The sequence below is a fragment of the Candidatus Binataceae bacterium genome (genome assembly GCA_035508495.1).
In the GTDB taxonomy this organism is placed as follows: Bacteria; Desulfobacterota; Binatia; order Binatales; family Binataceae; genus JASHPB01.
Genome location: DATJMX010000078.1, coordinates 1 through 25,831 on the forward strand (window position 1 = coordinate 1; position 25,831 = coordinate 25,831).

Here is a 25,831-nt window from a genome sequence, read left to right on the forward strand (position 1 = left end):
GCTCGTCGGTCGGCGAGGCGCTTTTGCGCGCGCGTTTTTCACCCAACTCGACGCGGCCGCAGGTGGGATTGCCGTAGCGCGGTGCGGTCTGTTTTCGGAGGAAGAGAAGAGATCCGGGCAAACCACGAAGGACACGAAGACACAAAGCAAGAAAACATTTCTATCGAAGCGGCGCTGCCGCTTCGCTTGGTGCCCTTAGTGTCCTTGGTGGTTATCTGATCTCTGCTGCTGTTTTCCGCCGCTCGTGGGCGCCCCGATCAGCAGATCGCGGTTCCATGCCCAGGAGCGAATCGGGATCCTGCTCACTGTGTGATTCGCGGCCCAGTCAGGCGGTGGATCGCCGCCCGGCGTCTCGAGTAGCGCGAAGTATTGGTCGCCTGGCAAGGCGTCAGAAGTCTCGAGTTCGTACGCGCCCGTGAAAACGCTGCGGGTCGGCGCGAACTCCTTGGTAGCGTCGCCGGAGCTCGCGACTTTCGCATCGGCAGGCAATTTGTCAGCGAGCGTGCGCTGAACTTTCGCGTGCGCATCCAGGTACGATTGATGGGCGATCGTCAGGAGCAGGAACGACACGACAAAAACCGCGAACGCTGCGATTTTACCGGCGCCGCGTGAGAGCAAGTCGGTGCGCGAGTTGAGTAGTCGCGCCGCGGGCAAGCACGCGAGCATCGAGGCCGGAAGCAAAAAGCGTTGCCCCGGGATAAACCCCGCGAGCAGCGCCGCGAACGTGTTGCGCGCCGAGCCGACGTTGAGCCCGTCGCGATAGTAGTAGAGCGACGCCATCGCGATCGTCACTGCGCATACCGCAGGGATAGCCCAGGTGCCTGACCATCGCCGCGAAAACGCCGCCCATCCCGCGATCGGAAAAATGGCCAACGAAAAGAAATAGAACGGCAGGAACCCCGCAAGATGGTCGCCGCCGAAACTGTATTGATGTCCGAGGATCGTGTACGCGTCGCGGAAAGCGCTTCCAGTCGTCGCATGATTGTAGGCCATCAGCGCGATCAGGGCGGGGAGCGCGCCTGAAAGCATCGAAAGAAAAGATGAGACTCGTCGCGCGCCCTGCTCAGCGCTCCAAACAAACGTGAATACGACGGCGAACGGTCCCGTCCAGGGATGGATCAGCGTTGCTGCGCCGAGTGCGAGCCCGGCGGCGAATGGACGCGGCTCGTCGCGAAGACACAGTGACGCACCAAATAGCCCGGCCACCGCGGCCGGCACAGCAGCCAGCACGGTCTGTGAATAGAAGAGCGCGCCGGCCAGCATGAAGTATAGAAAACACCATCCGCTCGCGATCCCGACGCGACGCAGCATCGCGCGGATAATGAACGCGCCGGCCAGGAACGCGGCCGCACCGAGCAAGAACATCGCGCGCCAGGAAACGAGCATCAATGGCGTCAGCATCGCCGCGTGAAACGCGGAATATTTCGAGATGATCCGATCGCCGATCGTGAGGCCCCAGAGCGGCGAGTCGAGAAAGACCGTGCCATGCGAGATCGCGCGTGCGAGCGCGATGATACAGCTCTCGTCTGAAATCGAATACGAGGCCGGATAAAACGCGATGTAGATCACGCAATACGCGGCGACCATCCCGAAGAAAAGCCCGTCGCCATCCGGTGCGGATCGCGTCATGGAAACAGGATCGAGACGTTCCGGCGAACGCGCTACAGACTTTGCAGATTGTGGTGACAAGTTCGACTCAAATAACAGTTGTTAGTACCAGTGATGGCGTGTCACTAGTAGTTAACTGTCTGCTCTTGGTTAAGCGGAAGGCGCATGTTAAAGCGAATCGATGCGAATCGTTGTTAGGACTGCCTCGATTGCTGCTGGGCTGGCAATTGCCTGTTGCGTGGCGGCGTGCGCGGAACCCAATGCCCCAAAGGCGGCGGAGTGGCAGATGATGCTCCCTCCCATGCGTGGAGATTCGGCACACACGAACCTCAACCCTAATGCTCCGCTCTCCACCTGGCGCACATTCCCGTTAGGTCCTTACCCAAGCAATGAAGCATGCGAGGCGGTGGTCAACAATTACAAAGAAACGGATAGGCGGGAGGGTGACCCGCCCGGCAGTGATTTTGGTTTCGAAATGGCCCAGTGCGTCTCGACCGACGACCCACGACTCAAGAGCAGTTTGGAACCGCGCGACCGCCCCTTTCGCGGGCATCCGCGTCAGGCTATTGTCGAGGGCTAATCTTCGTTGCACGGAAGAATACGATGAGACATTGCGCGTTTTGCGGAAAGCAGCCGTCGGTTGGCAATAACGTCAGCCACGCTAACAACAAGACCAAGCGGCGCTGGGAGCCGAACCTGCAGGAAGTCCGCGCCGTAGTCGGCGGCAGCGTGCGGCGGATCCGCGTCTGCACCCGATGCATCCGCAGCGGCAAGGTCAAAAAGAGCGCCTAGCGGCATCCTTGCGCCGCCGGCTCAGAACAATTCGTTGAGCAGTGCGGATGGCCGCGCGATTTTGGCCCGGCCGCCGCGAATCACGATCGGCCGCTGCATCAGCTCCGGATGCTTGAGCAGCAGCGCGACGACCGACTTTTCATCGGTGTAACTACCCGCATCGAGACCGAGCTCCTTGAAGCGCTTGTCCTTGCGCACCAGATCGGCGGGTGGCGAATCGATAAGCCTTAGAATCCGCTCGAGATCGGCGCCAGTCGGTGGCACCTTCAGATACTCGATTATGTCGAACGGCACGCCGCGCTCCTTCAGGAGATCGAGCGCACCGCGCGAATTACTGCAGGCAGGATTGTGATACAGAACGACGCGTTCCATCTTTTTCCTCGATTGCTGATAGCATAGTCAGCGTCACTCTCACCCTTCAATCAGGGCCCTGTCCCTTCCAAGCGACGTAACGACGCGGGTAAAATGACGGGCGTTTGCGCTGACCAGGGAGATATCGTGAAGCACTGCTCGCAGTTCATGAAGCCCGTCCGAAGCCTCTCGCTTGCACTCGCGATTGCGATCGGATGCTCGGTTGTTTCGATTTCAACCCCGCGCGCCGGGGCGGCGCTGGTAAGCGGCAGTTTCGCTTACCGCAACGGCTCGCCCGGCAAGGATCGCCAGCTCCATCTCGAGAACCGCGCCACCGGCGACATGTACGTCGCCGCGTGCAATGGCGACGGCAGCTTCTCGACTGACGTTCCGCCGGGACTCTATGATCTCCGCGCCGAGCGCGGCGTGATTCTGAAATATCGAATCCACGTCGATCAGGAGCCCATCAACATCGGGCGGGTAGTCGAACCGGTGCCGCTCGACGTGCATCGCGTGTTCCAGCGCGAGAGCATCGCCGAGGCAGTCGTGAAAAGCCCCGCGCCCTCGACCGCCAACCTCAGCGGACGGCCGCTGCAAGCGATGCAATTCGGCCACCAAGCGGCCGAGCAGTTCGGCGCACCGGTTGGCACACCCGCATCTATGGCAACCCCGAGCGCCAAGGGAATCGAGGCGATGCCCTACGAGCCCGAGTCGATGCCGCCCATGGGCGTCGAACCCGCGCCAGAAATGAAGTAAACCCGGGCGCCGGCGATACTCGATTTCGAGGATTGATGACGATCGAGGCGGGAGTCACCGAGTCAACATATTGGTGACCGAAAGATGGGCGGGGCACTAATCGGCTACGAGATGCGCGCGATACTGGGGATGCTCGTTGCCGTACGCGACGCGTTCGTAGATTTCGCGCGTACGCCGCACCATCGCATCGAGACTGAACTCTGACTCGACGCGCCGGCGCGCCGCGTGGCCGAACCTGGCGCGCAGCTCGCGATCGTCGAGCAGGCGATTGATCGCATGGGCCAGGGCCGCGCTGTCTCCCGGCGGCACGGTGAATCCGGTTTCGCCGTCGCGCGAGACGAACGGCACCCCCGACGCAATCCTGGTGTTTACCACCGGCAGTCCGGTTGCCATCGCTTCGAGCTGAACGATACCGAAAGCCTCGCTGCGCGCGATCGAGGGCAGCACGAACACGTCGGCGGCATGGTAGTAAGGGATCACTGATGGTTGCATCTCGCCCAGAAACACAACGCGGTCATCGACACCCAGCTCGTGCGCCTCTTTCAGGAGGGCAGGTCGCAGCGGTCCCTCGCCGACCATGAGTATCTTCGCGTCGATTTTCGCGGCGGCACGAACCAGGTTCTCGAAGCCTTTGTAGTAGACCAGTCGTCCCACGGCCAAGACGATCCGCTCGCCGAAGCGCTCGCGAATCTCTCGAACTTCCGCCTCGTCCGCCTTGCGATAGCGGGAAGGATCGATGCCATACGGAACTACATGACATCGATCACGCATACGATTCAGCGGTTCAGAACTCTCTACGTAGTCCGGCGAAGTCGCAATAACGGCGGCACACCGGCGCAAGAACCGGCGCTGGATAGGCTCGAACACGCGCGCGAGCCGGCGCTGTCTGACAACGTCGCTATGCCACGTAGCTATCAAATGACTCCCGCTGCCACTGGCCAGCGCGGCGATCACGCCGGCGGGATTCGGCAGATGGACGTGGACGATATCCGACGATGCGCGTCGGATTTTCCATGCCATCGCCGGGCAGATCGGCGCGCCCGCGATCGTCATCTGGATCGCCAGCCGCGACACGGCTACGCCATTTACGATCGCTTCATCGTCACCGCGATGGTCGTTGGCGACGAGCACCCGCACGTCGACCGACTTGCGCAGTTCGCCGCATAACGCCTCGAGGTGAGTTTCCATTCCGCCGACATGCGGCGGATAGAACTTACCTACATGAACGACGCGTAATTTATCGGAGGTCTTCGTTGAACTAGTCCTTAGTCGCACTGCCAAGACGCAGGGCTCGCCGCTCCGGGTCGCGCTCAGCAGGTTTCAGACTGAAATCGAACGGACTTTCCCGTCGGCAATTTGTCACCGCGTCGGCTGCCTATGAATCCCGCGCCGGTGACCTGTCCGCGCCTGTTTCATGGCTGACAACGAATCGGATTGTTCGAACTGTTCATGCGCGGCGGCGCTCGCGACTGCGTGGTAGAGATTCACCATACGCGTTGCATGGCCGGCCCACGAGAATCGGGCGCTCCACGCTATTCCTGCCGCACTGCGCCGGTCGAATGCGGCGGTATCATTCGCTCGCTCATGCAGAATCGCCGTCGCGCTTTCACACCACCGCGCGATATCGCCGACCGGGCAATACTCCGCCGTCGCACCACCTACTTCGCGCAGCACAGGAATATCGCTTGCGACCACCGGAGTTCCGCACGCAAGCGCTTCGACCACCGGCAGCCCGAACCCTTCGGCCTCCGACGGCATCAGGAGCAGCGCCGCGCGGCGGTAGATCGCCGCCAGCACTCTTCGCTCGACGAACGGCAACGTAACGATACGGTCGAATATCCCAAGCGAACCCGCCAACTCCGTTAGCTGATCGTTTAGCGGGCCACCGGCGCGAATCAAGCGAGCGGCTGGGAATTCGCGGCAGATTTGCGCGAAGACCTTCAGTGCTACGTCGATTCGTTTGCGAGCCTCCCCATGTCCAACGTGCAGAATCTCGATTCGATCCGCACGTGGCGCACCCAGCATCTGGGCTGCCGTTTTTTCCGCCTCGGCGTCGCCCGCGGCGAGCGTTTCGGCATCGACGCCGTTGTTAACGACGATCGTGTTGTCGCCGGTGCGAATTCCCGACTTCAAAAGCGCATCGCATGTCGCCGTGCTGACGCAGCTAACGATCGCCGCGCGCCGCAGTCCTTTTGCGAGACGGCCGGCAATCGCACGGAAGATCGTGTTCCGCGCTCCGCTCGTTTGCTCCAGCAGCGGTCGAAACGCGTCGAGGTCATGACAGGTAACGATTGTTCGCTCCACTGGAAGATAATTCACCAGATGTGCGTAGCTGTGATCGACGACGTGGAAAACGTCGAACCTGGCGCGCTGGCGCCGGAGCCAGAGTGGATAGCGAACATAGCGATTGAGCGCGCGCTCGACGTTGCAGGCATCGCGCGAACGCGCAAGTCGCGCGTACCGCGTGAGCGGCCGCAGAAACACAGGCCGCAGAACCTCCGCTTCGATCGGCACGGCGCCGCGCACACTGCGAAGCTCGCGCGCCAGCATCGTCGCGACGAGGTCCATGCTCGGCCATCGCTCTTCAACAAAGTCGGCAATAATTGCGACCCGCAGCGGCTTAGGCTGCAAGGTATTCGCGCCACCTATTGGCGACGGCGCGGTCATGCGGTCCTGGCGCGCTCCAACTCGGAATTGGGTGCTACCTGCCCGAAGATTTCGAGGAGCGCCGCAAGATGAAGTTCCGGATCGAAGCGCGACGAACTTTCGAGCGCACCGCGTGCAAGTTGAAGATACGTCTCACCATCACCCAGGCATCGCAGAATCGCCGTGGCAAGTTGTTTGGCCGTCGGCGGATTCGAGGGAGCGAGCGCGCCGCTGATGCCATCGAGCAGCCACTCGGAGATTCCGCCAACGTCAAAAGCCGCACTGGGAATTCCGAGCCGTGCCGCCTCGGCGCCAATCAGCCCAAAGGGCTCGGGCCACACGCTCGGCATCACCAGCAGATCGGTACGCGCAAGTTCCTGTCCTAGTTGCGCCTCGGAAAGCCATCCCGGAAAACGAACCGCGATCCCGGGATCGGTCTCCAGACGACGGGCCTTGAGCTGCCACGTCTCTCGCGATGGTCCGTCGCCTGCCATCGTCAGCTCGAGCTCAGCACCCAAAGCGCGCGCGACCTCGGGCAACGCGTCGAGCAGAAAATCGCCGCCTTTGAGCGGCGTCATGCGGCCGGCGAAGAGCAGCCGGCGCTGGCGGCGCGAATCGTCAAGGCCAATCGCCCGCACACTGGCCGGCTTACGCACCAGCATCGGCACCTTACGCAGGCGTTGTGCCGGAACCAGGTGCTCGAATTCGCGACGCACATAGTCGGAAGTTGTAAGGATCGCGGAGAATCGTGTCAGGCGTTCGCGCTCGCGCATCTCGCGTGAGTAGTCGCGCCACATCGTGATCGGACTGAGCCCGCCGCATCGGCGCGGGTAGTAGTGCCCGAGACATTGCCAACCAAACCGCCGATGACAAGTCTGTGCGGCGGGATTCTTGTGCATCCTTTCACCGCTGATACAGAGGCCGTGATAGCCGTGCGCGAAGTAAATCGAGGGCGCCATCGCGACCACCCGATCCGACAAGCTTGCATCCTCGAGCCCGTGGGAGAAAACGAGGTCGGGATACCATTGGCGAGCGGCCTTAACCGCGCTTTCCGCGCTGCTTCGATCCACGCACCAGACCGGAACTTGCACGGACGCGTCCAGCGGCTCTGTTCCGCGTGGCGCGTCATGTTCGGCGAGAATGGCAACCTCGATGTGCGCGGCGGCAAGCGCGCCCAGGACGGCTCGCAGGTAAACCTCGAGTCCGCCGAGGAGCGCACGATCGCGCGTCGCGATCAGAACTCGCATCGAACTTCCCGCAGCAAGTTCACTGTGTGTCGGAGGTCGAACACCTCTTGATAAAGCGCCGCACCCGCACACCCCATCGCCCGAGCGCGCTCGCGATCGCGTACGAGATCGAGCGCGGCGATCCCGAGCTCGCGCGGGCTGGCGGACCGAATCGCAAGTACACCGGCCGAGCGGTTCCACATGTTTTCGCTGTGAGAACCGGCGTTCGCGACAAGCGGCCTTGAATGGGCGAGCGCCGCGATCGCGCTCGCATTGCGCGAGGTGATTCCGTCCTCGTACGGCTGCAGCATCGCATCGCACGCCGAAATGGAGAGCGAAGCGTCGCCGCGATCGAGACTTCCCGTCGCATGCACACGATTGGCCGCCGACGGGTACCGCACGACCAGCGTAGTGCGGAATTCTTCGCTGCCGCGGCCGATCAGGAGCAGGTTGGCACCGCTCGAGTCGAGAATCGGCTGTAGCGCTTGTCTCAACAGTTGCGATCGCTCCGTGCCATAGGTGCCGAAGTGTCCGATGAGCGCTTCGCCGCGCGGCGCGTAGCGCATCCGCTGCACCTTCATCGCGTCGGTGTCATCGACCACCGGGATATTGCCAGGTACGGGAGCCCACAGGATTGGGCAGTCGGCCGGTGCGTAAGCTCGTACTGTGCTGCGCCATGCTTCGGCCGCGACGAGAATGCGCTTCGCGCTTCGCGCGACGAGAGCTGCCATCAAACGATGCGTCGTGCCGAGCAGGTTGCGCCTCATCGGCTGCTGGCGCCGAATCGGGTACGCGACTTCGTGGAACATCACCGTAACGTCGCGATGCCGTTGCTGGTAGAGCCAAATGCAGAACGGCAAGTTCATCGCCTTGAGGCCGAACGCGTGCGGGACGTATTGCACCAGGATTCGCGCGCGACCATCGATAGTGTGACTTAGTTCGCGCCGGGCAGCGCGTCCAAATCTGTCGGGCAAACGGCAAACGCGCACGCCCGCGTCGTCTGTCTCAGAGTCAGCCGATCCTGGCGCGTGGATCGCGACCTCGTCCCCGGCGCTGACCAGGGCGCGCGCGACAAACTGCGAGTAGTCGGCGACCCCGCCAGGTTGGGGCGGATACTCGCCGGTGATGATTTCCCAGCGCGTCACGACGGTCCGTCAGGCCGCATAAATCTCGAGGCAGCGCTTTACGACTCGCGGCCAGGTGAACTTCTCGAGCACCCGCTGACGCGCCGCGAGACCCATCGCGCGCGCGGTCTCCGGGTGCTCGCGCAGAAAAATGATCCGCTCACGCAATGCCTGTGGATTGTTCGGTGGCACAACGAATCCGTTGACACCGTCCTCGACGATCTCGGTCATGCTCGCGACGGCGGTACAAATCGCCGGCGCGCCACAAGCCATTCCCTCGAGGAGCGTCTGGCCGAGCAGCTCCGGCACCGGAGTCTCACCGCCATCGGCCGCGCGATATACGCTCGGCAGCACGACACAGAGCGCGCGCCGATACGCTTCGACCAACTCGGAGTCACTGACGTCATGACGGAAAGTTACTTCTTTGCCCTCGGCGCGAGTCCGCAGCGCCGCGACAAAAGATCGATCGTATGCCCTGCCGATTATTTCGAGGCCGAGCGGCGGCTCGACGGCTTCGATCAGATCGGCGACGCCCTTGTGCGGCAGGATTCGTCCGACGAAGAGGGCGCGCACATCGCGCCTGATCGAGTCGTCGGGAGCAAACTTCACGGTATCGACACCGCCCAGTATCACCTGCGCCCAGGGCTTGTCCGCGTGGCCGAATCGCGCGCGCGCAAAATTGCTCAGATGCAAATGCGCGGTGAACCAGCGGTCAGTCGAGATGAATGCCGACACGTCGAAGCCGCCGCCGCCTTCGTCGGTCACGAATGCGCGCCGCCCGCTCATTCGGCAGAAGAGCGCCGCGACGCTGCTTGCGACGATGTGCTGCTGATGGCAGTGCACGACATCGGCCGCGCGCAGCTCGCCGATCAGAGCCGTCGAAAATGGATTCTGCCGCTCGCCCCGCACGTACCAGGAATTGCCAATCACGCGATAGTGAAGATTACCGACACGATCTTCGCGCGCTTCATCACCGAATGTCACGAGCCGGGTCGGAACTTCGTCGGCCATGTGCCGCGCGAGCTCGAAGGCGTAGCGCTCGGCGCCACCCACCACGCCGTCATTGGCGGAAAAAAGCGCGGGGACGACATGCAATACACGCGCAAGAGCTGACGACATCAGGCGCAAGCGACCTTTGACGAGGGAGCGTCCGATACGATCGCGACGATCTCCGCCGCCATCTGCTCCCAGCTACGCGCGCGCAGTTCATGCATCAAAGGACGGACGTGTTCCTTCCAACTGGCGCGCGAGGTACGCCACAAAAGCAGGCGGCGAACCAGGTCTTCGACATCGTTGGGATTGGGAATCAACCAGTCTTGCAGAGTAGCGGGAAACCGCTCTGCGATCCCTGCGGTGGCGGTAACTATTGCAGGTACGCCACAGCACAACGCCTCGTGAACGTTCAGTCCGTAAGCTTCGTAACGGACCGGGCTGACAAGCAGATCGGCGGCGGCCAGAACTTGAGAGACCGTCGCAATGTGACCAAGCAGATGGACGCGCTGCCCGAGGCCTGCGTCGCTGACGCGCTGGCGCCATGAATCGAGCGCGCGACCGCCTCCGGCGACCAGCAGATCGACATCCCAGTTAACGATTGCGCTGAGTTTCTGCCACGCCTGCCAGAGCGTGTCGAAGCCTTTGTTGCGATCGTGTCCCAATGCGCCAATGAACGCGATGGCCGGTCGATCCAGGGCAATCCGGAATGAGTCGCGCGCCGCCGCCCGCACGCGATCGTCTATCGCCCTCCAACGCGGTTCCGCACCGAGATAAACAGTGTGGACACGATTGGGCGGGACGCCGAGGCGTATGATCTCGTCGCGGGTGCGATTGGAATTGGCAAGTATCACCCGGGCTGAAGTAAACGCCCTGCGTTCTCGTTGGCGGTTCAAGTACTTTTCAAGCCGATGCTTGATTCGAAATGAAACCGGAGCGCCTTCATCGCTCACGGCCCAAGCGCGATGCACCGCATGCGCCCAGTTGATGTCCGAGAAGTTGCAGTTGCCGCCATTGACCACGACTCGGGTCTCGGAGTTTGAGCGCAGGATTCGGTTGGCGACCGCCCAACCCCTGCGCTCCAAGCTTCTGTGCCCGAGCAAGTCAGAGCCCAACGGACGAGCGACGCGATACGCCGTGAGCGCGGGGTTTTTCAACAGCTGCTCATCGAACAGGTGGCCGACCAGATGCACAGGGGTGCCGCGCTCCGCCAGATACGAGGCAAGCGCCGCGTTAGCGGCGTCCATACCGCCGTGGCGATGAAATCCACCGGCAACGATGACCCAGGGAGGCCCGGGCGAGATTTCCGATCGCTGCACGTTCACCGTCCGAAAAGGAGCGGCTGAAGATGCTCCTGCTCCATGACTCGATTGCGCGCCGCGGCCGGCACGCGAACTATGCGTGGCGCCGATATCCATCCGACGAGGATCAGCAGCTCGGCGGTTCCAGGGGCCCAACTCAACATGCCGATGCCAATCGCACCGGTGGCGAGGACGAGCGCGACCACAACGTAAGCCAGCCGCCGCGAAAGAAACCACTTGTCAGATCGGCGCGGCGCCGCCCGGGTCAACACCCAGCCAATAAAAGCTAACCAGATGAAGAGGCCTGGCAGTCCCTGCTCGAGCATGATCCGCGCGTATTCGTTTTCGATCACGATCGAATCTTCGGCGTTCAGACGTTCGCGCAGAAAGTAGGGAATGCTGGTACCCCCTGCGCCGAGACCGATGCCCAGGGGATGCTGCTCGGCGGCGGCGAAGAAGCTTGCGTTTGCGCTGTTGTGGAGCCGCGTCTCGACATAGCTCGCGTCGCGGATCGTGGTGACACGTTGCAGCCGCGGCGCGCTGACAACCAGCCACGCGGCAGCTCCGACCAGCACGGCCCATCCAACGTAGGTGCCTGCCCGTGCGCGCATCGTGAACGCGATCACGATCACCAGCGCTATCAGGATCAATGCCTGAGTGCGCGACGCTGACAGGAAGACGCCGATCGCCGCGGCGAAGAACGCGACCGCGATGAACCCGCGGTTCCAGCCCCGAATCTCCTTCTGTACCCACGCGCCGACGAGCCAGGGCAAACTGAGGACCATCACGCCGCCGTAACTCGCCGACGCGACAAAGGTCGAGGGAATTCGCATCTGGTTACCCAGCACGTCGTTGGAGCCATAGACGAGCGACCTGGTCATTTCCGACAGGGGGAAGAATTTCTGCACTCCGATGAAGTACTCGGCGATTGCGAACCCGAACGCCAGCAGGTTGAGCGCCCCTATCCAGTAAACGATCGAATACAAGTCCTCGTCATCAAGCATCGCGCCGATCAAAAGGAACGGCAGGAAAAACACCTGAGCGCGAAACCCTACCAGCTGGATCATCGGATCCTGAAGCGGCATCAGCAGCATCACGAACGGCCAGCCGACAAGGATCAGAAACCACGGCATGATCCGGCGGATCTTTCGACGCGCTATCGGGTTGCGGCGGCGAATTAACAGCCCGGCATAGAGTCCGATCACGGCCGCGTCGAAGATGAAGTGCCCCGCAGTTTCGGCGATATTCGCGCGGGTGATCCCGTACATGTAGCCAAAGAAAAGCGTCACACCGATCCCGGCCGGGAGCGAGCGGCGCGCGGTGAGCAAGGTCACAATCAGAGCGAGTGCGCATAGCGCTATCCCCAGCATCAGGCGCGCGCGCTTCCGGCTGCGGTGTCGCCACTTTCCACCGCCTGGCCGACTGCGAGTCTCTCATAGAGAGGAAGAATCTGCGCCGTCATCCGATCGCGGCTGAAGCGCCGTTCGGCTGCAAGGCGCGCCGCCGCGCCGAGTCGACGAGCGAGATCGGAATCGAGTGCAAGGCGCACGATCGTGTTGGCCAGGTCCGCCGCGTCGCCCGGGCGATGCACCAGCGCGTCGGCTCCCGGCGTGACGATTTCCATCACACCGCCCGCGCCCGCGACGACCGTCGCGCGGCCGCATGCCATCGCTTCGGCGACGACCAGACCGAAAGGCTCCGGCTCGACACTGGCGTGAACAACGATATCCAGCGCGCGCATCACCTGGGCCGTATCGACGACTTGCCCGGTGAATCCGACGATTTCGGAAATTCCGAGGTCCGCCGCTAATCGTTTCAGCTCGCTCAGCGAAAATTGGCTCGCGTCGCGCTGATAGATCGGTCCGCCGACGACGTAAGCGCGCAGCGGTACAAACTTCGCGACCTCTTTTATGGCGCGAAGGAAAACTGGCTGCCCTTTCCAACGCGCCATCGTCGCAACCATCCCGATTTTGACGACCTTGGGAGCGGCCGCAGGCATCGCGGCCAATGCGTCGAGATCCGCCGCGATCCCATCGGGGCGGTATCGTTCGAGATCGACTGCGTTATGCACCGTCGCGATCCGCAGACCATCCCCGCAGACGCTGCGGAGATCGTCTGCGATGCTGGCGGAGTTCGCGATCGCCAGCGCAGCACGATTTGAATGCGCGCGCATGAGCCGCGACATCGCTGGCCGCGCGCTAACGAAATCGCGAACGTGCCAGACCAGACGACACCCGGGCATTCGCGCGTACGCCGCCATGATATGCATCTTGAAGCCGTTGCTGTGGATCACATCCGGCGCTGCGCGCTCAATTGCCCTTCGCAAGCCGTAAAGATAAGCGAGGCTCGGCAGCGCAGCCCGGCCAATTCCGCCCGCCATCGCGAGCATCGGCGATGCCTGCGCCCTCGATCCCGAATCGCCAAGCCGCGCAAGCGAAGGCGGAAACTCACACACCGAGGCCGTCGCACCGAGACACCGCGCGCGCTCGAGCAATGGACCGTGCGCGCCGGCGATCAGCTCGACCGGCCAATGCGGGCGCGCGCTTCGCAGGCTCTCGATAAGAAAGAGCAGGCTGCGTTCCGCGCCGCCGAGTTCGGCACCGGGGTTGAGAAACAGGATCTTCAAGCGGCGCTCAGTTGATGACGTGCGCAAAAGTCGCGCAGGACCACGAACGACAGAATCTGCAAGGGGCTCGTGCGGCGATCGTTGGTCTGGAAGCGGCGCCAGATCGTCTCGATTGCGCGCGCCTCGAGGCCCAGGTCACGCCACGTGTGCAGGTCATTGACGGCGTCGCGCGCTCTTTCGTGAAGCGGATTTCCGGCGGCGAACCAGTTGGCCCATGGAAACGCGAAACCCTGCTTGGCGCGCTGCCAAACCGAGCGCGGCACCGCGCCCTCGGCGATGTCGAGCAGCAGCGGCTTGGGCCGCGGGTCAGGCAGCTTCAACGCTCCGCTCAGCGGAAAAACGGCTTCGACGAGGCGATGATCGAGAAAGGGCACACGATACTCGATCGGCGTTGCCATGCTGAAAGCGTCGGCGTCGCGGAGCAGCATGTGGCGCATGTACAGATTCATTTCCAAAAAACTGATTTGCGTCGCGGCGTCGGTGGAGCGCGATTGCTCGCGCACCTCGTGCATCAAGTCGGAATTCAATCCGCTCTGCGCATCGCATTCACGCGGCAAAGGCATCAGCGCGCGCCGGTCGATGGGCAAAAAGACCTCGCGCCGCAACAGATACATCGAGAGAGTGTCGCTCGGCCGCTGGCAGGCTTCGAGCAGCTTGGGGCCCGCACGGCCGCCGGCGAAATGCCCGGCGATCAGCGCCGCGGTGCGCGCGACGGGGTTATTGCGCAGCGCCTGCGCACGCGGCACATCGCGAAAAGTCGCATAGCCACCGAACAACTCGTCGCCGCCGAGCCCGGAGAGCGCCACGGTCAGCCCCGCGTCGCGCGCCGCGCGGCTCACGAAGTACGTGTTGAATCCATCCACTGTCGGTTGATCGACGGCTGCCAGCGCGTCATCGAGATGAGCCAGCACGTCTTCGCCCCCAAGGTGAATCGTCTGATGCTCCACGGGAAAGCGCGCGGCGGTGAGCGCGGCCGCGGCGCTTTCATCGAACCGCGCTGCATCGAAACCGACCGTCAGAGTCCGAAGCTGGCCCGTGAACGAATGCGAGGCCATCGCCAGCAGGGCCGCCGAATCGATTCCTCCGCTCAAAAACAGACCGAGCGGCGCGTCGCTCGCCAGATGCAGCCGCAGGGCGTCGGCGGCGACTTCGCGCAATTCTGAAATCGTTCGATCGCGCGAGCGGATAGCCGGAGTCTGCTGCGGAAAGCTCCAGTAAGTTGATCGTCCAATTTCATTGCCGGTATCAAGGTCGACACCGACCATCTCGCCCGGGCGCAGCAGCGAAATACCTTTAATGAAGCCGGCATAGCCTTGCACAGCGCCCTGGGCGAGGAACGTTTCCATCGCCGCAGGATCGACGCGACGCTCCACGAGTTCCGGACCGGCAGCCAGCAAGGCCCGCGCCTCGCTCGCGAATATCAGGCCACCTCCCGCAGGGCGGTACGTGTAGAGGGGCTTTATCCCGAGGCGATCGCGATATAGCCACGCCGTGCGCCGTGCCAAGTCGACGAGGCAGATCGCGAACATGCCGCGCCAATGCTTGACCGCGTCGGCACCCCAATGCCGGTAGCTCTTTAAGATAACCTCGGTGTCGCAGCGCGTATTGAAGGAGTATCCGGCGCCGACGAGTTCGGTCTGAAGTTCGCGAAAGTTATAGATCTCTCCGTTGAAGACGACCCACAGCGCATCATTGTCGCGAGCCGATCGATCGGACATCGGCTGATGGCCCGCGGAAGTCAGGTCGAAGATCGAAAGCCGCGTGTGCACGAGCGAGGCAGCAGGAAGAAGCTGCACGAACCCTTCATCGTCGGGTCCGCGATGTCGGAGCGCTGCAAGTATGCGCTGCGCGACCGCGCCATCCTCGTCACGAATCCCGAGCAATCCGCCTATTCCACACATTCTGAATCAGCCGCGGCTACTGGGTAACGCTCGCGGCGGTCGCCGCCGGCTCGGTCATTTTGCGTTTGAAGTCGCTCACCTGCACCGTCACTTCGCGATCGTGCGGCGCCAGACGCTCGGCCTCATCGTAGGCCTTCTCGGCGGTGAAGTAGTCGTAGCTGCGTTCGGCGACCGAACCGAGCGTCATCCACGCATCGACAGAATCGGGATTGAGCGTGGCCGCCTGTTTCAGCACCAGCACCGCACGCGCATCACGTCCTTCGCGCGCATAGAGTTTGCCCAACTCCAAGGTGCATTCGAACGAGCTCGCGTCATTGGAAAGCGCCTCGCCGAGCGCTTGTTCGGCGACGTCCGAGCGTCCACGATTCTGCGCGCCGTCAGAAAATGCGATCGCGATTCGGCAGGCATCGGCGCCGCTCTGCGTCGCCTGCGCGACCAATTGATGTGCGTCGTCGTATTCGCCGTAAGGAACAAGCACGCGCGAAATCAGAGCAATGTAGGCCTCGGAGCTTTCGGGATCGCTCTCAATCGCACGGCGGAATACTTCGCCAGCCTTCTGCAGCATGCCCGATTTCAGGTACGAGTCTCCGGCGACGCAAAACAACTCGGCGCGCCGCGCGGGATCGGGTTCGTGAGTTGCGGCGGCGAGACTTACCGCGGCACTGTCAGGCGAACGATCGAGCGCGTCGTAGTATGCGCCCAGCGTCGATCCCGCATGAGGGAAACCGGCGGCAACGGCGCGCCTTAGCGACTCCTCGATCGCGCGCTTTTGATCGTCGGGCAGCCACGGAACGATACGCGGCTCGAGATATTCATGGGCGTTTGTTTCGGGCGAGGCGTAGACGGAAACAGCGATCTCACGCGCCGCGCCATCCCGATCGCCGTGATCGATAAGATCCCGCGCATAAAGGTCGTGCGCGCGCGGATCGGTTGAATCGAGCCATGCTGCCGCGGCCAGCTCGTGCGATACGACACCGGGTGGCAGCGACGCGCCGTAGCGATCGAGCAAGGTCAGATGCACCGCGGGCTCGGTTGGATAGCCAACCAACTGATCCATCATCAGCGTCGCCGCAATCGGATGACCGAGGTTGTACGGGTACGGTGGTCCCTCCTGGAGCACGATCGCGAGGATGCCCGCCACCGTCGCGAACGCCGCGGGCACCAATCGCACGAACGCCCACGCCTTGGGTTGGGCCGTGCTGACCACGCCGATCTGGCCGAGGCTCATGCGCAATGCGAGGCCGAGAATCGTCACAAAGAGAATCAAATTGGCCGGAATCTGCAAATCGAAATCGAAGGACTCGACCACTCCTATCACGACCAGCGCTGAGAGCAGCGCGGCGTACGCGGGCAGCATCGGCTCGGACACCGCGGCGAGGCCGGCGCGCAGCCTGAGCGCCGCGCGCACCAGGAGCCAGCCCAGGAGCAGCATGCCGATCGCGCCAATCTCGACCAGCATCTGCAGGTAGTCGTTGTGCGCGCGATTGAAATAAACCGCGACGTGAGGAGGGGGCTGGAAATGGTGGAAAATCGCGGGCCATCCGCCAAGCCCCACGCCGAAAAGCGGAAACTCGCGGAACACCACTAGTGAACGCGCCCAAACTACGAGTCGCTCCCTCAAATCAACTCCGGTCACCGTGCTCCCGAGCCGCTGGGCCGTAAGATGCCGTCCCTGGGTGCCGACGAAAAACAGCGTCAACAGGAGCATCACCGAAAGGATCGACAGCGACAGGCGCAACGCCCGCGCACCGGCGCTGGCGCTCTTGCCCTCTTCGCGGCGGCTGAACTCGGTCAGGACGAGAGTGACGAGCAGAATGGTGCCGACGGCGACGCCGAGCCATCCGGCACGCGACTGGCTCAGCGCGACGGCCGCGAACGCCAGGAACAACGCGATCGCCGCGGTTACGCGCGCGCCCGGACCAACGCCCTCGCGCGCCGGGAACCCGCCGAACACGGCGAGCGATAGCAGCAGCGGAAAGAGCATCGCCAGGTAACCGGCGAAGTGGTCAGGATTGACGAACGGTCCGCGCGCGCGGCGCGCGGCTTCATCGAAAAGGGGCTTCCCCCAGTCGAAGGGGACCATGATCCAAAGCACGCGGCCGTTCCAGGTCGCGACCTCGATCAAACCAACCAGCGCGACCATCACACACGCCGCGATCATCGACATCAGAACCGCGCGGATAAACCGGGAACTGTCGCTCGGGCCCGCGCTCGAACCGAACGGATAGAAGCAAACCGCGAGCAGCAGCGTCGCGATCGCAAACGCGCCGCCAAGACCGGTAATTGTGAGCGGCCAGGCCACGGCAAGCGGACGCCATTTGTCGGAGAACAAGCGCGCGACGCCGGTGGGCTGAAGGGGCATCGGTGCACTCACGACGTTGGCCGACGGTGGACCAACCGTCAGGGTCGCTGGAGCAAATGGAATTGGAGCGCCGGCGCTAATTTCCTGTTCGGTCGGCAGCACTACTGAATTCGAAGTCAAGGTGACCGCCGGCGCCGCGCCCGCCTCGACCGTCATCCCGGCGTAGGGCGCGCGCGCGGGCCAATCGGGGAAGGCCCTGCTGTACAGATCGTAAGTCGCGGGCGAGATCACGCGCAGCAACCCAGGCGGCATCGGCACGAGCTGTACTGCGACCAGCACGAGCAGCAGGCCCAGCGGCACACCGATGGCGAGCATCAGCGCACGATTTTCCGGCGCCGGCGAATCGCCGCGCTGCGCCAGGACTGCAAGCTTGAGCATCCACAGCGCGCCGGCCGCGAATGCCGCCGCCTCCGCGAGGCGATAGGCCCAGGGATAAACCGTACCGAATGCGAGCGGGGCGAGGATCACCAACGCGCAGACGATCCAGGTAAACAGCCTGTCGAGTTTGAGCAAGTCTGATTAAGGAGCCGCGCAGGGCGCGGATTCCTCAGAGCGAATCTGCTGACCCGCCGCTCTTGCGCGATTCCACGTCGGGCGAACCTTCGAGGATCTCGTTCGAGTACTGATAGTAGTAGCTCGAGTAGTACTTGTACTCGGGGCTTTGCAAATTGACCTTGTTGAGCACCGCGCCGAAGATCTTGGCGCGCGCATAGCGAAGCCGCGAACAAGCGATTCGCACCTGCTGCTTCGCCGTGCCGACGCTGCTCACTACTACCACGACCCCATCGACCAGCGTCGAGAGAATGATCGAATCGCTGACCGGCAGCACCGGCGGCGAGTCGATAATCACGAAGTCATATTCCTCGGCGAGCTGCGCGAGGATTTGACGCATCTTTTCGGAGCCGAGCAATTCGGTCGGATTCGGCGGCAGCGAGCCGGAGGTCAGGAGCGACAAACCGTCAACGTGGGTGGTGCGGATAACCTCGTGAATATCGCGGCGGCCGGTGAGCGCTTCGGTGAGGCCGACTTCCTTATCGACGTTGAACACGCGATGGCATCGCGGCTTGCGCAGGTCGGCATCGATGAGCAGGACCTTGGCGCCGGTATGCGCGAAGAGCACGGCCGAGTTGGTAGCGGTCGCGGTCTTGCCTTCGCCGCTGGTGGTGCTGGTCAACAGGATCACCTTGGGCGGCGAGCCGGCGCGCGAGAGCAGGATTCCGGTGCGCAGCGTGCGATATGCCTCGCCATGCATCGAGTAGGGATTGAGAGCGCCGACCAGATCCTTGGTATGCCCTTCGCGGGCGAGCGCGCTCGACCCGATCGCAAGCCGCCGCACCCGATCGAGACTCAGTGATGAAGCCGCGGTCTTGTTCGGCGGCAAAGCGCCGAACTCTGGCACCACCGCCAGGCTCGGCATCTTGAGATATTGCTCGATTTCCTCGGGCGTCTTGATGCGGTTGTTGAAGAACTCGAGCATGAAGGCGAGGCCGATGCCGCCGACCAGGGACAGCACCGCCGCAGTCAGCACGCTCTGTTTGATCAGCGGACTCGAACGCAGGTGCGGCACCTCGGCAGTGTCGACGATCACGACGTTGGAGGAGCGCGCCTCGGAGGCGAGGCCCACGTCCTTCATGCGCTGGAGCACACTGTTGTAGAGGTCACGATTGGTGTCGACTTCGCGCTGCAGGATCGCGTACTCGACGGCCGCGTCGTTGAGCCCCATTGCATGGGTGCGCGACTTATCCATCTCTTCCTGCAGGCGGTTCTCGCGTTCCTGGGCTTCCTTGTATTCCGATTCGATACTGCCGGCGACGCGCTCCTCTTCGGCGTCGATATCTGACTGGAGCTCGTCCTTCTTGGCCTGCAAGCGCGCGAGCGGCGGATAGTCGGGTTTGAACTGCTTGGCCATCCCGGCGTATTCGGTCGCCAGTCCGTCGTATTCCTGACGCAAAGTTTGTAGCGATTTGTCATCGAGCATCTCAGGCAAGGCATTGAATTGATGGTTCTCCGCCATCTGCACCTTTGACTCGAGGTCGATGCGGTCGACTTGGGCCTTGGTCAGGTCCTTACTCAGATCGGAAAGCCGATCGAGGACGACGGTCTCTTTACCGTCGAGCGACATCAAGCCCGGCACGATCCCCTGATCGCGCCGGTAGCGGTTAAGCGCGTACTCCGATTTCTGGAGTTGCTCCTTGAGGTCGACCAGCTTGTTCTGGAGGAATTTCTGCGCCTCTTCGTTGGCCTGGCTGTGCAGCTCGATTCCCTGGCGGATATAGGCGTGGGCGTGGGCGTTTGCGAGTTCAGCAGAGAGCTCGGGAGTGGGCGTCGTAAACTTGATGTCAACAAGGTTCGTGTCGGGCACCGGTTTGATCGCAAGCGCCGCCATATACGCGCCGACCGCCTTGGGATTGACCCCCGAGCCGTCCGACAACGCGGACCGCGGGCGCGGCGCCGGCTGCTCCTGCTGCGCCGCTTGCGGCAAGCCGAGCGAATCACGCAACCATTGGACGATCGATCGCGAGCTCTGGGCCCCTGAGGGCTTGCCCTGGGCGTCGTCGTTAAGCAGAACCTTTTCGAGACCGTTGTTCTTGATTGCGCTCTCGGCCAGGCTGCGGCTCTTCAGAATCTCGTATTGTGTAGTGTTGAAGTACTCGTCGTATTCGTAACCCTCGGACGCGCTGTTGTCGCCGTTCTGCACCTGGGAGCCGAGGATTTGCGGCGCGGTCCGTTTGATCAGGATCGTCGCTTCGGCCGTGTACATCGGTGTCTGCATCAGCTCGTGAATCAGCGTGAGCAGCGTCACGCCGGCGACGATCGCGGCGATGAGCCCCACGTGTTTGTGGACTATGCGCCAGTACTGATGAAAGTCGATGCGGCCTTCGTCTTCCTCTTCGAAAAAGCTGTGGCGCGGATCGATGTCGCGCGCCTCTTCGAGCGAGGTGGTGCGGCGAATGAAATATGGTGATGGCGGTTGATTCATCTCGTTATGCTGCGGTCATTAGTAAGTTGGCAGCGGCACCATCATCTTGCTCAGGATGTTGTAGACCACGTAGGGGCCGATCTTCGCGACTGAGTATGGAACATCGATAACGTCGTTGGCGTGGACCGGAATATCGGGATCCTCGCCCTTGGCGATTTTATCCAGGTCGACCGGGATCGAAACCTTGTTGCCGTTGGCGTCGGTGCGGATGAGGGTCGCGTCGGCGGCGTTGGCAGCATACATCGCGCCGCCGGCTGATCCCACCGCGCCGAGCACGGTGAGCCCCGAACCGACCTGGAAGAATCCCGGATGAAAGACCCATCCGGTCACCATTACGTTGCCGCCGCCCGGCACGACCAACACGTCGCCCGGCTCGACCGGCATGTTCAGATAGTGCGTGCCGCCATTAAACGAGTTGGCACGCAAAGGAATCACCACGGCCGGACCGTTGCTCGCCTCGCGCTCCAGCGAGGCGACGGAAACCACACCTAGCGCAGCGGGAGCTTGCACCGCGTTGGCCGCGGTCTGTGCAGTTCCGGCGGCACCGGGCTTTACGACTCTTTCCTGCGGCGCGTTGTCGGCCGTCATTGCCTGGGCGACCTGTTGCATGTGGATACTGCCGCCCTGCACCTGCGGCAGCATCACGAGCTCATCGGCAGCGTCGGGAGTCGTACCGCCGGCCTGCGTGATCAGGTCGAGAATCGTCTCACCGGTACCGTTGAGCGTGACGAGACCAGGAGCGCGCACGGCGCCCACCACGGCGACCTGCCGGCTGTGGTATTCCTTGACGAATACGTCGACCTGCGGGTCGTACATGTACTTGGTCAGCGCCTGCTTGATCTGATCGCGAAGCTGCGGCTCGGTAAGGCCCGCGGCCTGAATCGTACCGACGAGCGGAAGATCGAGCTTGCCATTGCCGCCAACCCTGACGATCTGATCCTTCAGATCGTCAACGCCTGGAACGGTGACTTCGATCACGTCACCGGGACCGATGGGATAGTCTACCGTGGCCTCGGTCGCGGTGCGCTTTGTCCAGAGTGCGGCCAGGCGCTCCTGATTCTGGTCGGTATTGGCGACGCTCGGGATCCGCGGGTCAGGACCGGCGACTGTAGCCGTTGGCGCTGTTTGCGATTGCGAGCTGCTGCACGCCGCGATTGTCAACGACAGCAGCATCGCCAGGCCTGAGATCGCCAATCGCCGGTGATACCGATGCGAAGAATGCGCTCGTGATTGGAATATGGTCTTCACGGTTTGAACAACTTTCCGTGCACGTATTATCGGCGAGATTACCGCCAATTGTAATTACCCACAGTCAGCGCGATGCGGCGCTCTGCGCGGAATTCGCCGATGGCGCTGCCGCCGCAGCGTGCGGCTCATCGGCCTTGGAGACCCCTCGGGTCGCGACCGCGACGGGAGGCGCACTTAGAGGCAAGCCCCAGTCTACCGTCAGCCCTTCGCCAGCGACGTAAGCGACCGCGGACTGGCCGCGAAGGTAGAGAACGTAAACTCCTGGCTTGAGATCGTCGATCGCGTAGCGGCCCTGCGCGTCGGTCAGAACCTGCTGGCGCCTGGTACTCGACATGATTCGCAGCACGACCGTCTCTCCCGCAACCGGTCGGCCACCGAAGTCCACGACGCGTCCGACAATTTCCGACGCGCACGCCGCCCGCCCAATCGCGAGCGCGGCCACGCCCGCCAGCATTGCTGAACTGATTATCCGCATCGCGATTCAGTGCGCGCGCGCCATCGCGCCCGGCCCAATCGAATGCTCGACTTCGGTAAATGACAACGAAAACTTTCGCAGGCTCACCTGGTGACTCGCGGCGAATGATTGCAGCGCACTCAGTTGCGTTGCCGCGAGCGGTTCCTGCGCGATCAGAATTTCGTTGAACCGCGTGCGATCGAATATTTTGCCAAGCTCCTCAATTGAGCCGAGTACCGGGTAGCCGTGAAAGAGTTTGCCGCGCTTGAAGTCGTCATCGTCCACGATGCCCAGCAACTCGATTCCGGCCGCAGTCGTCGTGAAAAGATGATTCACCGCCGCCTCGCCATGCGCGTCAGCACCGATGATCACCACGCGCTGCGCGCCGGCAACAAAGTTGCGCGCGAGCCGCATCAGGACTTCCGACGACCAGCGCGTCGCCAGCAGCAGGTTGAAAAGCAGCACGGCGAACACCACGCACGAGCCCCGCGGGATGATGAACTCCTCGGGCAGCGAAGAGAGTCCGGCCAGCACCGCCGCGGTCACCGCCGCGATCGCAAAGCGCATCGCTTCTCCGGCCGCGGTTGAGGCCTGCGACGAGCGGTAAATTCCGGTCAGCGTGAACGCGATCAGCGCCGCGATCAGCACACCGGGCAATGTCACCAGCATCTTGACCACCGAGGTGACAGGAATATCGAAATCGAACCTCAGCAGCAGCGCGCCGAAGAACGCCGCCGTCGCCGCCATCAGGTCCATCGCGATCGTGACTGCGGTGCGGCGCGATCCCGCCGCAAAAAGCAGACGGCCCATCAACGAGAGCTCGGTGCCGCGCGGCTCGGCCGCGTCGAACGCCTGGTTCATCAGAAACACGACCGGCACCGCGAAAAGCAGCGCCACATAGGGCAGCATCATCACCGCTTCGTGCTCGGGCACGAATGCAATCACGACCGCGGCGACGGTGGCGCCAGCCTCGAGCACAACCAGCGCGACCAGGGACTGCAGACGCGTGAGGCCGAGCCGGCCGAGCCGATGATAGGCATTGTCAAGCTCGCGCTCGGCGGCAAGGCCGCGCATCGTCACCGTCATCGTTTCGATCAGCGGGACCATCATGATGAGCAACGGAATCGCCAGTCGCGGGGCCCACGTCGCATGCGCATCGCGGCTTGCATGAACGGAGAGCAATCCCAGAACGACGCCGACCGCCAGCGCTCCTCCATTGCCGATACGTGCCGTTGCGGGCGCCGGATCGGAGAGCATGAAGCCCGCGAGCGCGCCCGCCATCGCCAGCGCCGCAACCATAGTGATCAGATGCCCGTTGACGTCCGCGACGGTGGCGGTGCCGAGTGCGGCCAGAATACCGACTGCGGGGGCGAGCCCATTGAGGCCGTCCATTAAAACGAACGCATTGGCGATCATCAGCAGCCAGATACTCATCACCGAGGCGTTGGCGCCGAAAGAGTCGAGAAAGCGGAACGCCGGCCCCAGGATCGCGAACGCCACGACCGCGATTGTCTGCAGCGACAGCTTGGTGATCGGCGCGAGCTCGATCGCATCACTGGCCAGCGCGATCACGAACATGGCGATGGCCAGCGTGAGCTCCCATCGAACATCGGCTCGCGAAAGGACGACGCCGCCCTTGAAGATCGCGATCGCAATGCCGAGCCCGAGCAAAATCGCGATACCGCGGGCGGTCGTGCGCCGTATCAAGCGCGACAGAATCGCGCTGGCGGCTGCCGCCGTCATTACCAGGAGCAGGCAGGATATGACTTGAGATATCAAGGGAGAATGAGCGAGCTCAAAAGCCTGAGATCGTTAGGGAGGAACGACAATCCAGGGAATAAGGGTATTGAATGAGATTATCGGTCCGTGATGATTAGATAAGCGTCCGCCGTCCCGTTGGAGCGTAGGTATGCCCCCGGTTTCCCCTTAATGCCCAAAACCGATCCGAATCGCGCCATCGCGTCTTCTTCCGAAACCGTCAGCAGTCTTTCGAATCGAAATGCGAAGGATTTCGAATGACAATTCGAGACTGCTATGGCGATAACGCTGCGTACTAAATATCGAATCCGCGAATCTTAGGCTGCGTAAACATAGCAAGTGCCTTCAAATTAGGTCAAACCTCCGCAATTTCGCTTTGCTCCGCAATTGTACGTAGTGATGAATACGGAGGCACGCCGAGTCAGCGCACCTCCGCTCAAGCTCACTTTCCGTCAACCTGATGCAACTTGTCGATGCAGTTCTGCCCCGAGTTTGTCCAGAAGCGCCTGCGTGCCGCGCTCGCGGCCCGGAGGATCGTCGTAGCCGTCGAGGAAAGCGCCTTGCTCGGTGAAGGTCAGATGCGTCCCGTTGCTGGCGTGCTTGAACTCGACCGTCGTCAGCGAAACCGAAATGCGCCGATCGTCGAGATGCATTTCGTAGCTAAAGATGATCCGTTGGTTGGGCACGATATCCTGGTAGATCGCGTCATATATATGCGCGGGCCCCTCGGGCGGCACGCTCGAGAGATGCTCTCGGCCGCCGACGCGAAAGTCCAGGCGGTATCCGTCGCGGGCCCATTCATGCGGCCCGGCAAACCATCGTTGCTTCGCGGCAGGGTCCCCGAACGCGTTGAATACCCGCTCGACCGGCGCGTCGTAGTCGCGCTCGATCACGAAGGTCGTGTGATGAGCAGATCGTTGGGTCATCATTTTCTCCTTTTTGGCGTTTCATCTTCCTCAGCCGCCAGGAACTCGCCGAGGCGATCGAGATTGCGCTCCCAGGTCGCCCGCCGCGACGCGATCCAGTTGCCCGCCGAGTCGAGCACGGCCGGTTCGATCGTGCAGGTGCGGACGCGCCCGCGTTTTTCCGAATGGACGAGCCCGCTGGCTTCGAGAACCTGCAGATGCTGCATCACGGCCGGCAACGACATCGCGAGCGGCCGCGCCAGCTCCTTGACCGGCGCCGCGCCGCGGCTCAAGCGCTCGACGATGGTCCGGCGGGCAGGGTCGGCCAGTGCCTGGAAAACACGATCGAGCGATCGCTGATAGTTAAGCATATACTTAACTATTGCACCGGCGCGACTGCGCTGCAACTGGGCGCTTGAGAGGCGCATCAAATTCACATCGGCAAGCTCTACGAACTGACCGGTCCACGTTCTCAGGATCTCAATGCGATCGCCGCGGATTATGCCGCCGCACTCAGCCGCGCCAGTGAGATACGTCGATGTGCCGCTGGATGAATGGCGCGCCAACGAGCTCCGCCGCCTCAACCTGCCCGATCACTTCGACCCCCACATCCTCACGACGGCGCGCCTGTATGCCGCCAATCGCTACGATCGAATGACGCGCGACGTCGAAGCGATCACGGGCCATCCCGCCACCAGCGTCTGCGATTTCGTTCTCCAGGACGCGGACGTGTTCGGAAGGCGATAGGCGCTGTCTGTTAGTGATAGCGCACAAAAATCCGACGCGCGCTTTCTCTCAATAGC

The 25,831-nt window shown here is 62.6% G+C and carries 21 protein-coding genes; 3 read left to right on the forward strand and 18 right to left on the reverse strand.

The window, feature by feature from the left end; translation table 11 throughout:
- Positions 1-195: 195 nt before the first annotated feature.
- Positions 196-1,629 carry a hypothetical protein gene (locus tag VMA09_22785; protein ID HUA36450.1) on the reverse strand — a complete coding sequence of 478 codons (1,434 nt, stop codon included), beginning with the start codon at positions 1,627-1,629 and terminating at the stop codon, positions 196-198.
- A 582-nt stretch (positions 1,630-2,211) separates the two neighbouring features.
- Between VMA09_22785 and rpmB the strand changes: the two genes are divergently transcribed.
- The gene (gene rpmB / locus VMA09_22790; GenBank protein HUA36451.1) at positions 2,212-2,400 is read left to right on the forward strand and encodes a 50S ribosomal protein L28; all 189 of its coding nucleotides are present in this window, start codon (positions 2,212-2,214) and stop codon (positions 2,398-2,400) included.
- Between the two features lie 21 nt (positions 2,401-2,421).
- Here rpmB and VMA09_22795 read toward each other — a convergent pair whose 3' ends face one another.
- The gene (locus VMA09_22795; GenBank protein ID HUA36452.1) at positions 2,422-2,772 is read right to left on the reverse strand and encodes an ArsC/Spx/MgsR family protein; all 351 of its coding nucleotides are present in this window, start codon (positions 2,770-2,772) and stop codon (positions 2,422-2,424) included.
- A 93-nt stretch (positions 2,773-2,865) separates the two neighbouring features.
- Between VMA09_22795 and VMA09_22800 the strand changes: the two genes are divergently transcribed.
- Positions 2,866-3,507 (forward strand): hypothetical protein, encoded by a 642-nt coding sequence (locus tag VMA09_22800; GenBank protein ID HUA36453.1) that lies wholly within the window; start codon positions 2,866-2,868, stop codon positions 3,505-3,507.
- Positions 3,508-3,603: 96 nt separating this feature from the next.
- Here the strand turns inward: VMA09_22800 and VMA09_22805 are convergent, their stop codons facing one another.
- From VMA09_22805 to VMA09_22880, 16 genes are all read right to left on the reverse strand, one after another.
- Positions 3,604-4,695, reverse strand: coding sequence for a glycosyltransferase (locus VMA09_22805; protein HUA36454.1), 1,092 nt, complete (start codon positions 4,693-4,695; stop codon positions 3,604-3,606).
- Between the two features lie 171 nt (positions 4,696-4,866).
- Positions 4,867-6,174 (reverse strand): glycosyltransferase family 1 protein, encoded by a 1,308-nt coding sequence (locus VMA09_22810; GenBank protein ID HUA36455.1) that lies wholly within the window; start codon positions 6,172-6,174, stop codon positions 4,867-4,869.
- Positions 6,171-7,400, reverse strand: coding sequence for a glycosyltransferase family 4 protein (locus tag VMA09_22815; protein HUA36456.1), 1,230 nt, complete (start codon positions 7,398-7,400; stop codon positions 6,171-6,173). The genes VMA09_22810 and VMA09_22815 overlap by 4 nt, the downstream gene beginning before the upstream one ends.
- A complete protein-coding gene (locus VMA09_22820) occupies positions 7,388-8,524 on the reverse strand; it encodes a glycosyltransferase (protein HUA36457.1) in 1,137 nt (378 codons plus the stop codon). Before VMA09_22820 ends, VMA09_22815 begins: the two co-directional genes overlap by 13 nt.
- Before the next feature lie 9 nt (positions 8,525-8,533).
- Positions 8,534-9,622: a glycosyltransferase family 4 protein gene (locus VMA09_22825; protein HUA36458.1), complete on the reverse strand. Its 1,089-nt coding sequence runs from the start codon at positions 9,620-9,622 to the stop codon at positions 8,534-8,536.
- Positions 9,622-10,818 (reverse strand): glycosyltransferase family 4 protein, encoded by a 1,197-nt coding sequence (locus VMA09_22830; GenBank protein HUA36459.1) that lies wholly within the window; start codon positions 10,816-10,818, stop codon positions 9,622-9,624. The genes VMA09_22825 and VMA09_22830 overlap by 1 nt, the downstream gene beginning before the upstream one ends.
- Complete coding sequence (locus tag VMA09_22835; GenBank protein HUA36460.1) at positions 10,815-12,164, reverse strand: O-antigen ligase family protein; 1,350 nt, start codon at positions 12,162-12,164, stop codon at positions 10,815-10,817. Before VMA09_22835 ends, VMA09_22830 begins: the two co-directional genes overlap by 4 nt.
- Complete coding sequence (locus VMA09_22840; GenBank protein ID HUA36461.1) at positions 12,164-13,420, reverse strand: glycosyltransferase; 1,257 nt, start codon at positions 13,418-13,420, stop codon at positions 12,164-12,166. Before VMA09_22840 ends, VMA09_22835 begins: the two co-directional genes overlap by 1 nt.
- Positions 13,417-15,321 (reverse strand): asparagine synthase (glutamine-hydrolyzing), encoded by a 1,905-nt coding sequence (gene asnB / locus VMA09_22845; GenBank protein ID HUA36462.1) that lies wholly within the window; start codon positions 15,319-15,321, stop codon positions 13,417-13,419. The genes VMA09_22840 and asnB overlap by 4 nt, the downstream gene beginning before the upstream one ends.
- A 16-nt stretch (positions 15,322-15,337) precedes the next feature.
- A complete protein-coding gene (locus VMA09_22850; protein HUA36463.1) occupies positions 15,338-18,196 on the reverse strand; it encodes an O-antigen ligase family protein in 2,859 nt (952 codons plus the stop codon).
- Between the two features lie 34 nt (positions 18,197-18,230).
- On the reverse strand, positions 18,231-20,663 hold the full coding sequence (locus VMA09_22855) for a polysaccharide biosynthesis tyrosine autokinase (protein ID HUA36464.1): 2,433 nt from the start codon (positions 20,661-20,663) through the stop codon (positions 18,231-18,233).
- Positions 20,664-20,681: 18 nt separating this feature from the next.
- A complete protein-coding gene (locus tag VMA09_22860; protein HUA36465.1) occupies positions 20,682-21,857 on the reverse strand; it encodes a polysaccharide biosynthesis/export family protein in 1,176 nt (391 codons plus the stop codon).
- Positions 21,858-21,975: 118 nt separating this feature from the next.
- On the reverse strand, positions 21,976-22,386 hold the full coding sequence (locus tag VMA09_22865) for a carboxypeptidase-like regulatory domain-containing protein (protein HUA36466.1): 411 nt from the start codon (positions 22,384-22,386) through the stop codon (positions 21,976-21,978).
- A 6-nt stretch (positions 22,387-22,392) separates the two neighbouring features.
- On the reverse strand, positions 22,393-24,108 hold the full coding sequence (locus VMA09_22870) for a hypothetical protein (GenBank protein HUA36467.1): 1,716 nt from the start codon (positions 24,106-24,108) through the stop codon (positions 22,393-22,395).
- A gap of 467 nt (positions 24,109-24,575) precedes the next feature.
- A complete protein-coding gene (locus tag VMA09_22875; GenBank protein HUA36468.1) occupies positions 24,576-25,049 on the reverse strand; it encodes an SRPBCC family protein in 474 nt (157 codons plus the stop codon).
- Positions 25,049-25,456 carry a metalloregulator ArsR/SmtB family transcription factor gene (locus tag VMA09_22880; GenBank protein ID HUA36469.1) on the reverse strand — a complete coding sequence of 136 codons (408 nt, stop codon included), beginning with the start codon at positions 25,454-25,456 and terminating at the stop codon, positions 25,049-25,051. Before VMA09_22880 ends, VMA09_22875 begins: the two co-directional genes overlap by 1 nt.
- Positions 25,457-25,553: 97 nt before the next feature.
- On the opposite strand from VMA09_22880, the gene VMA09_22885 reads away from it, so the two are divergent.
- A complete protein-coding gene (locus VMA09_22885) occupies positions 25,554-25,775 on the forward strand; it encodes a hypothetical protein (GenBank protein ID HUA36470.1) in 222 nt (73 codons plus the stop codon).
- Positions 25,776-25,831: the final 56 nt, after the last annotated feature.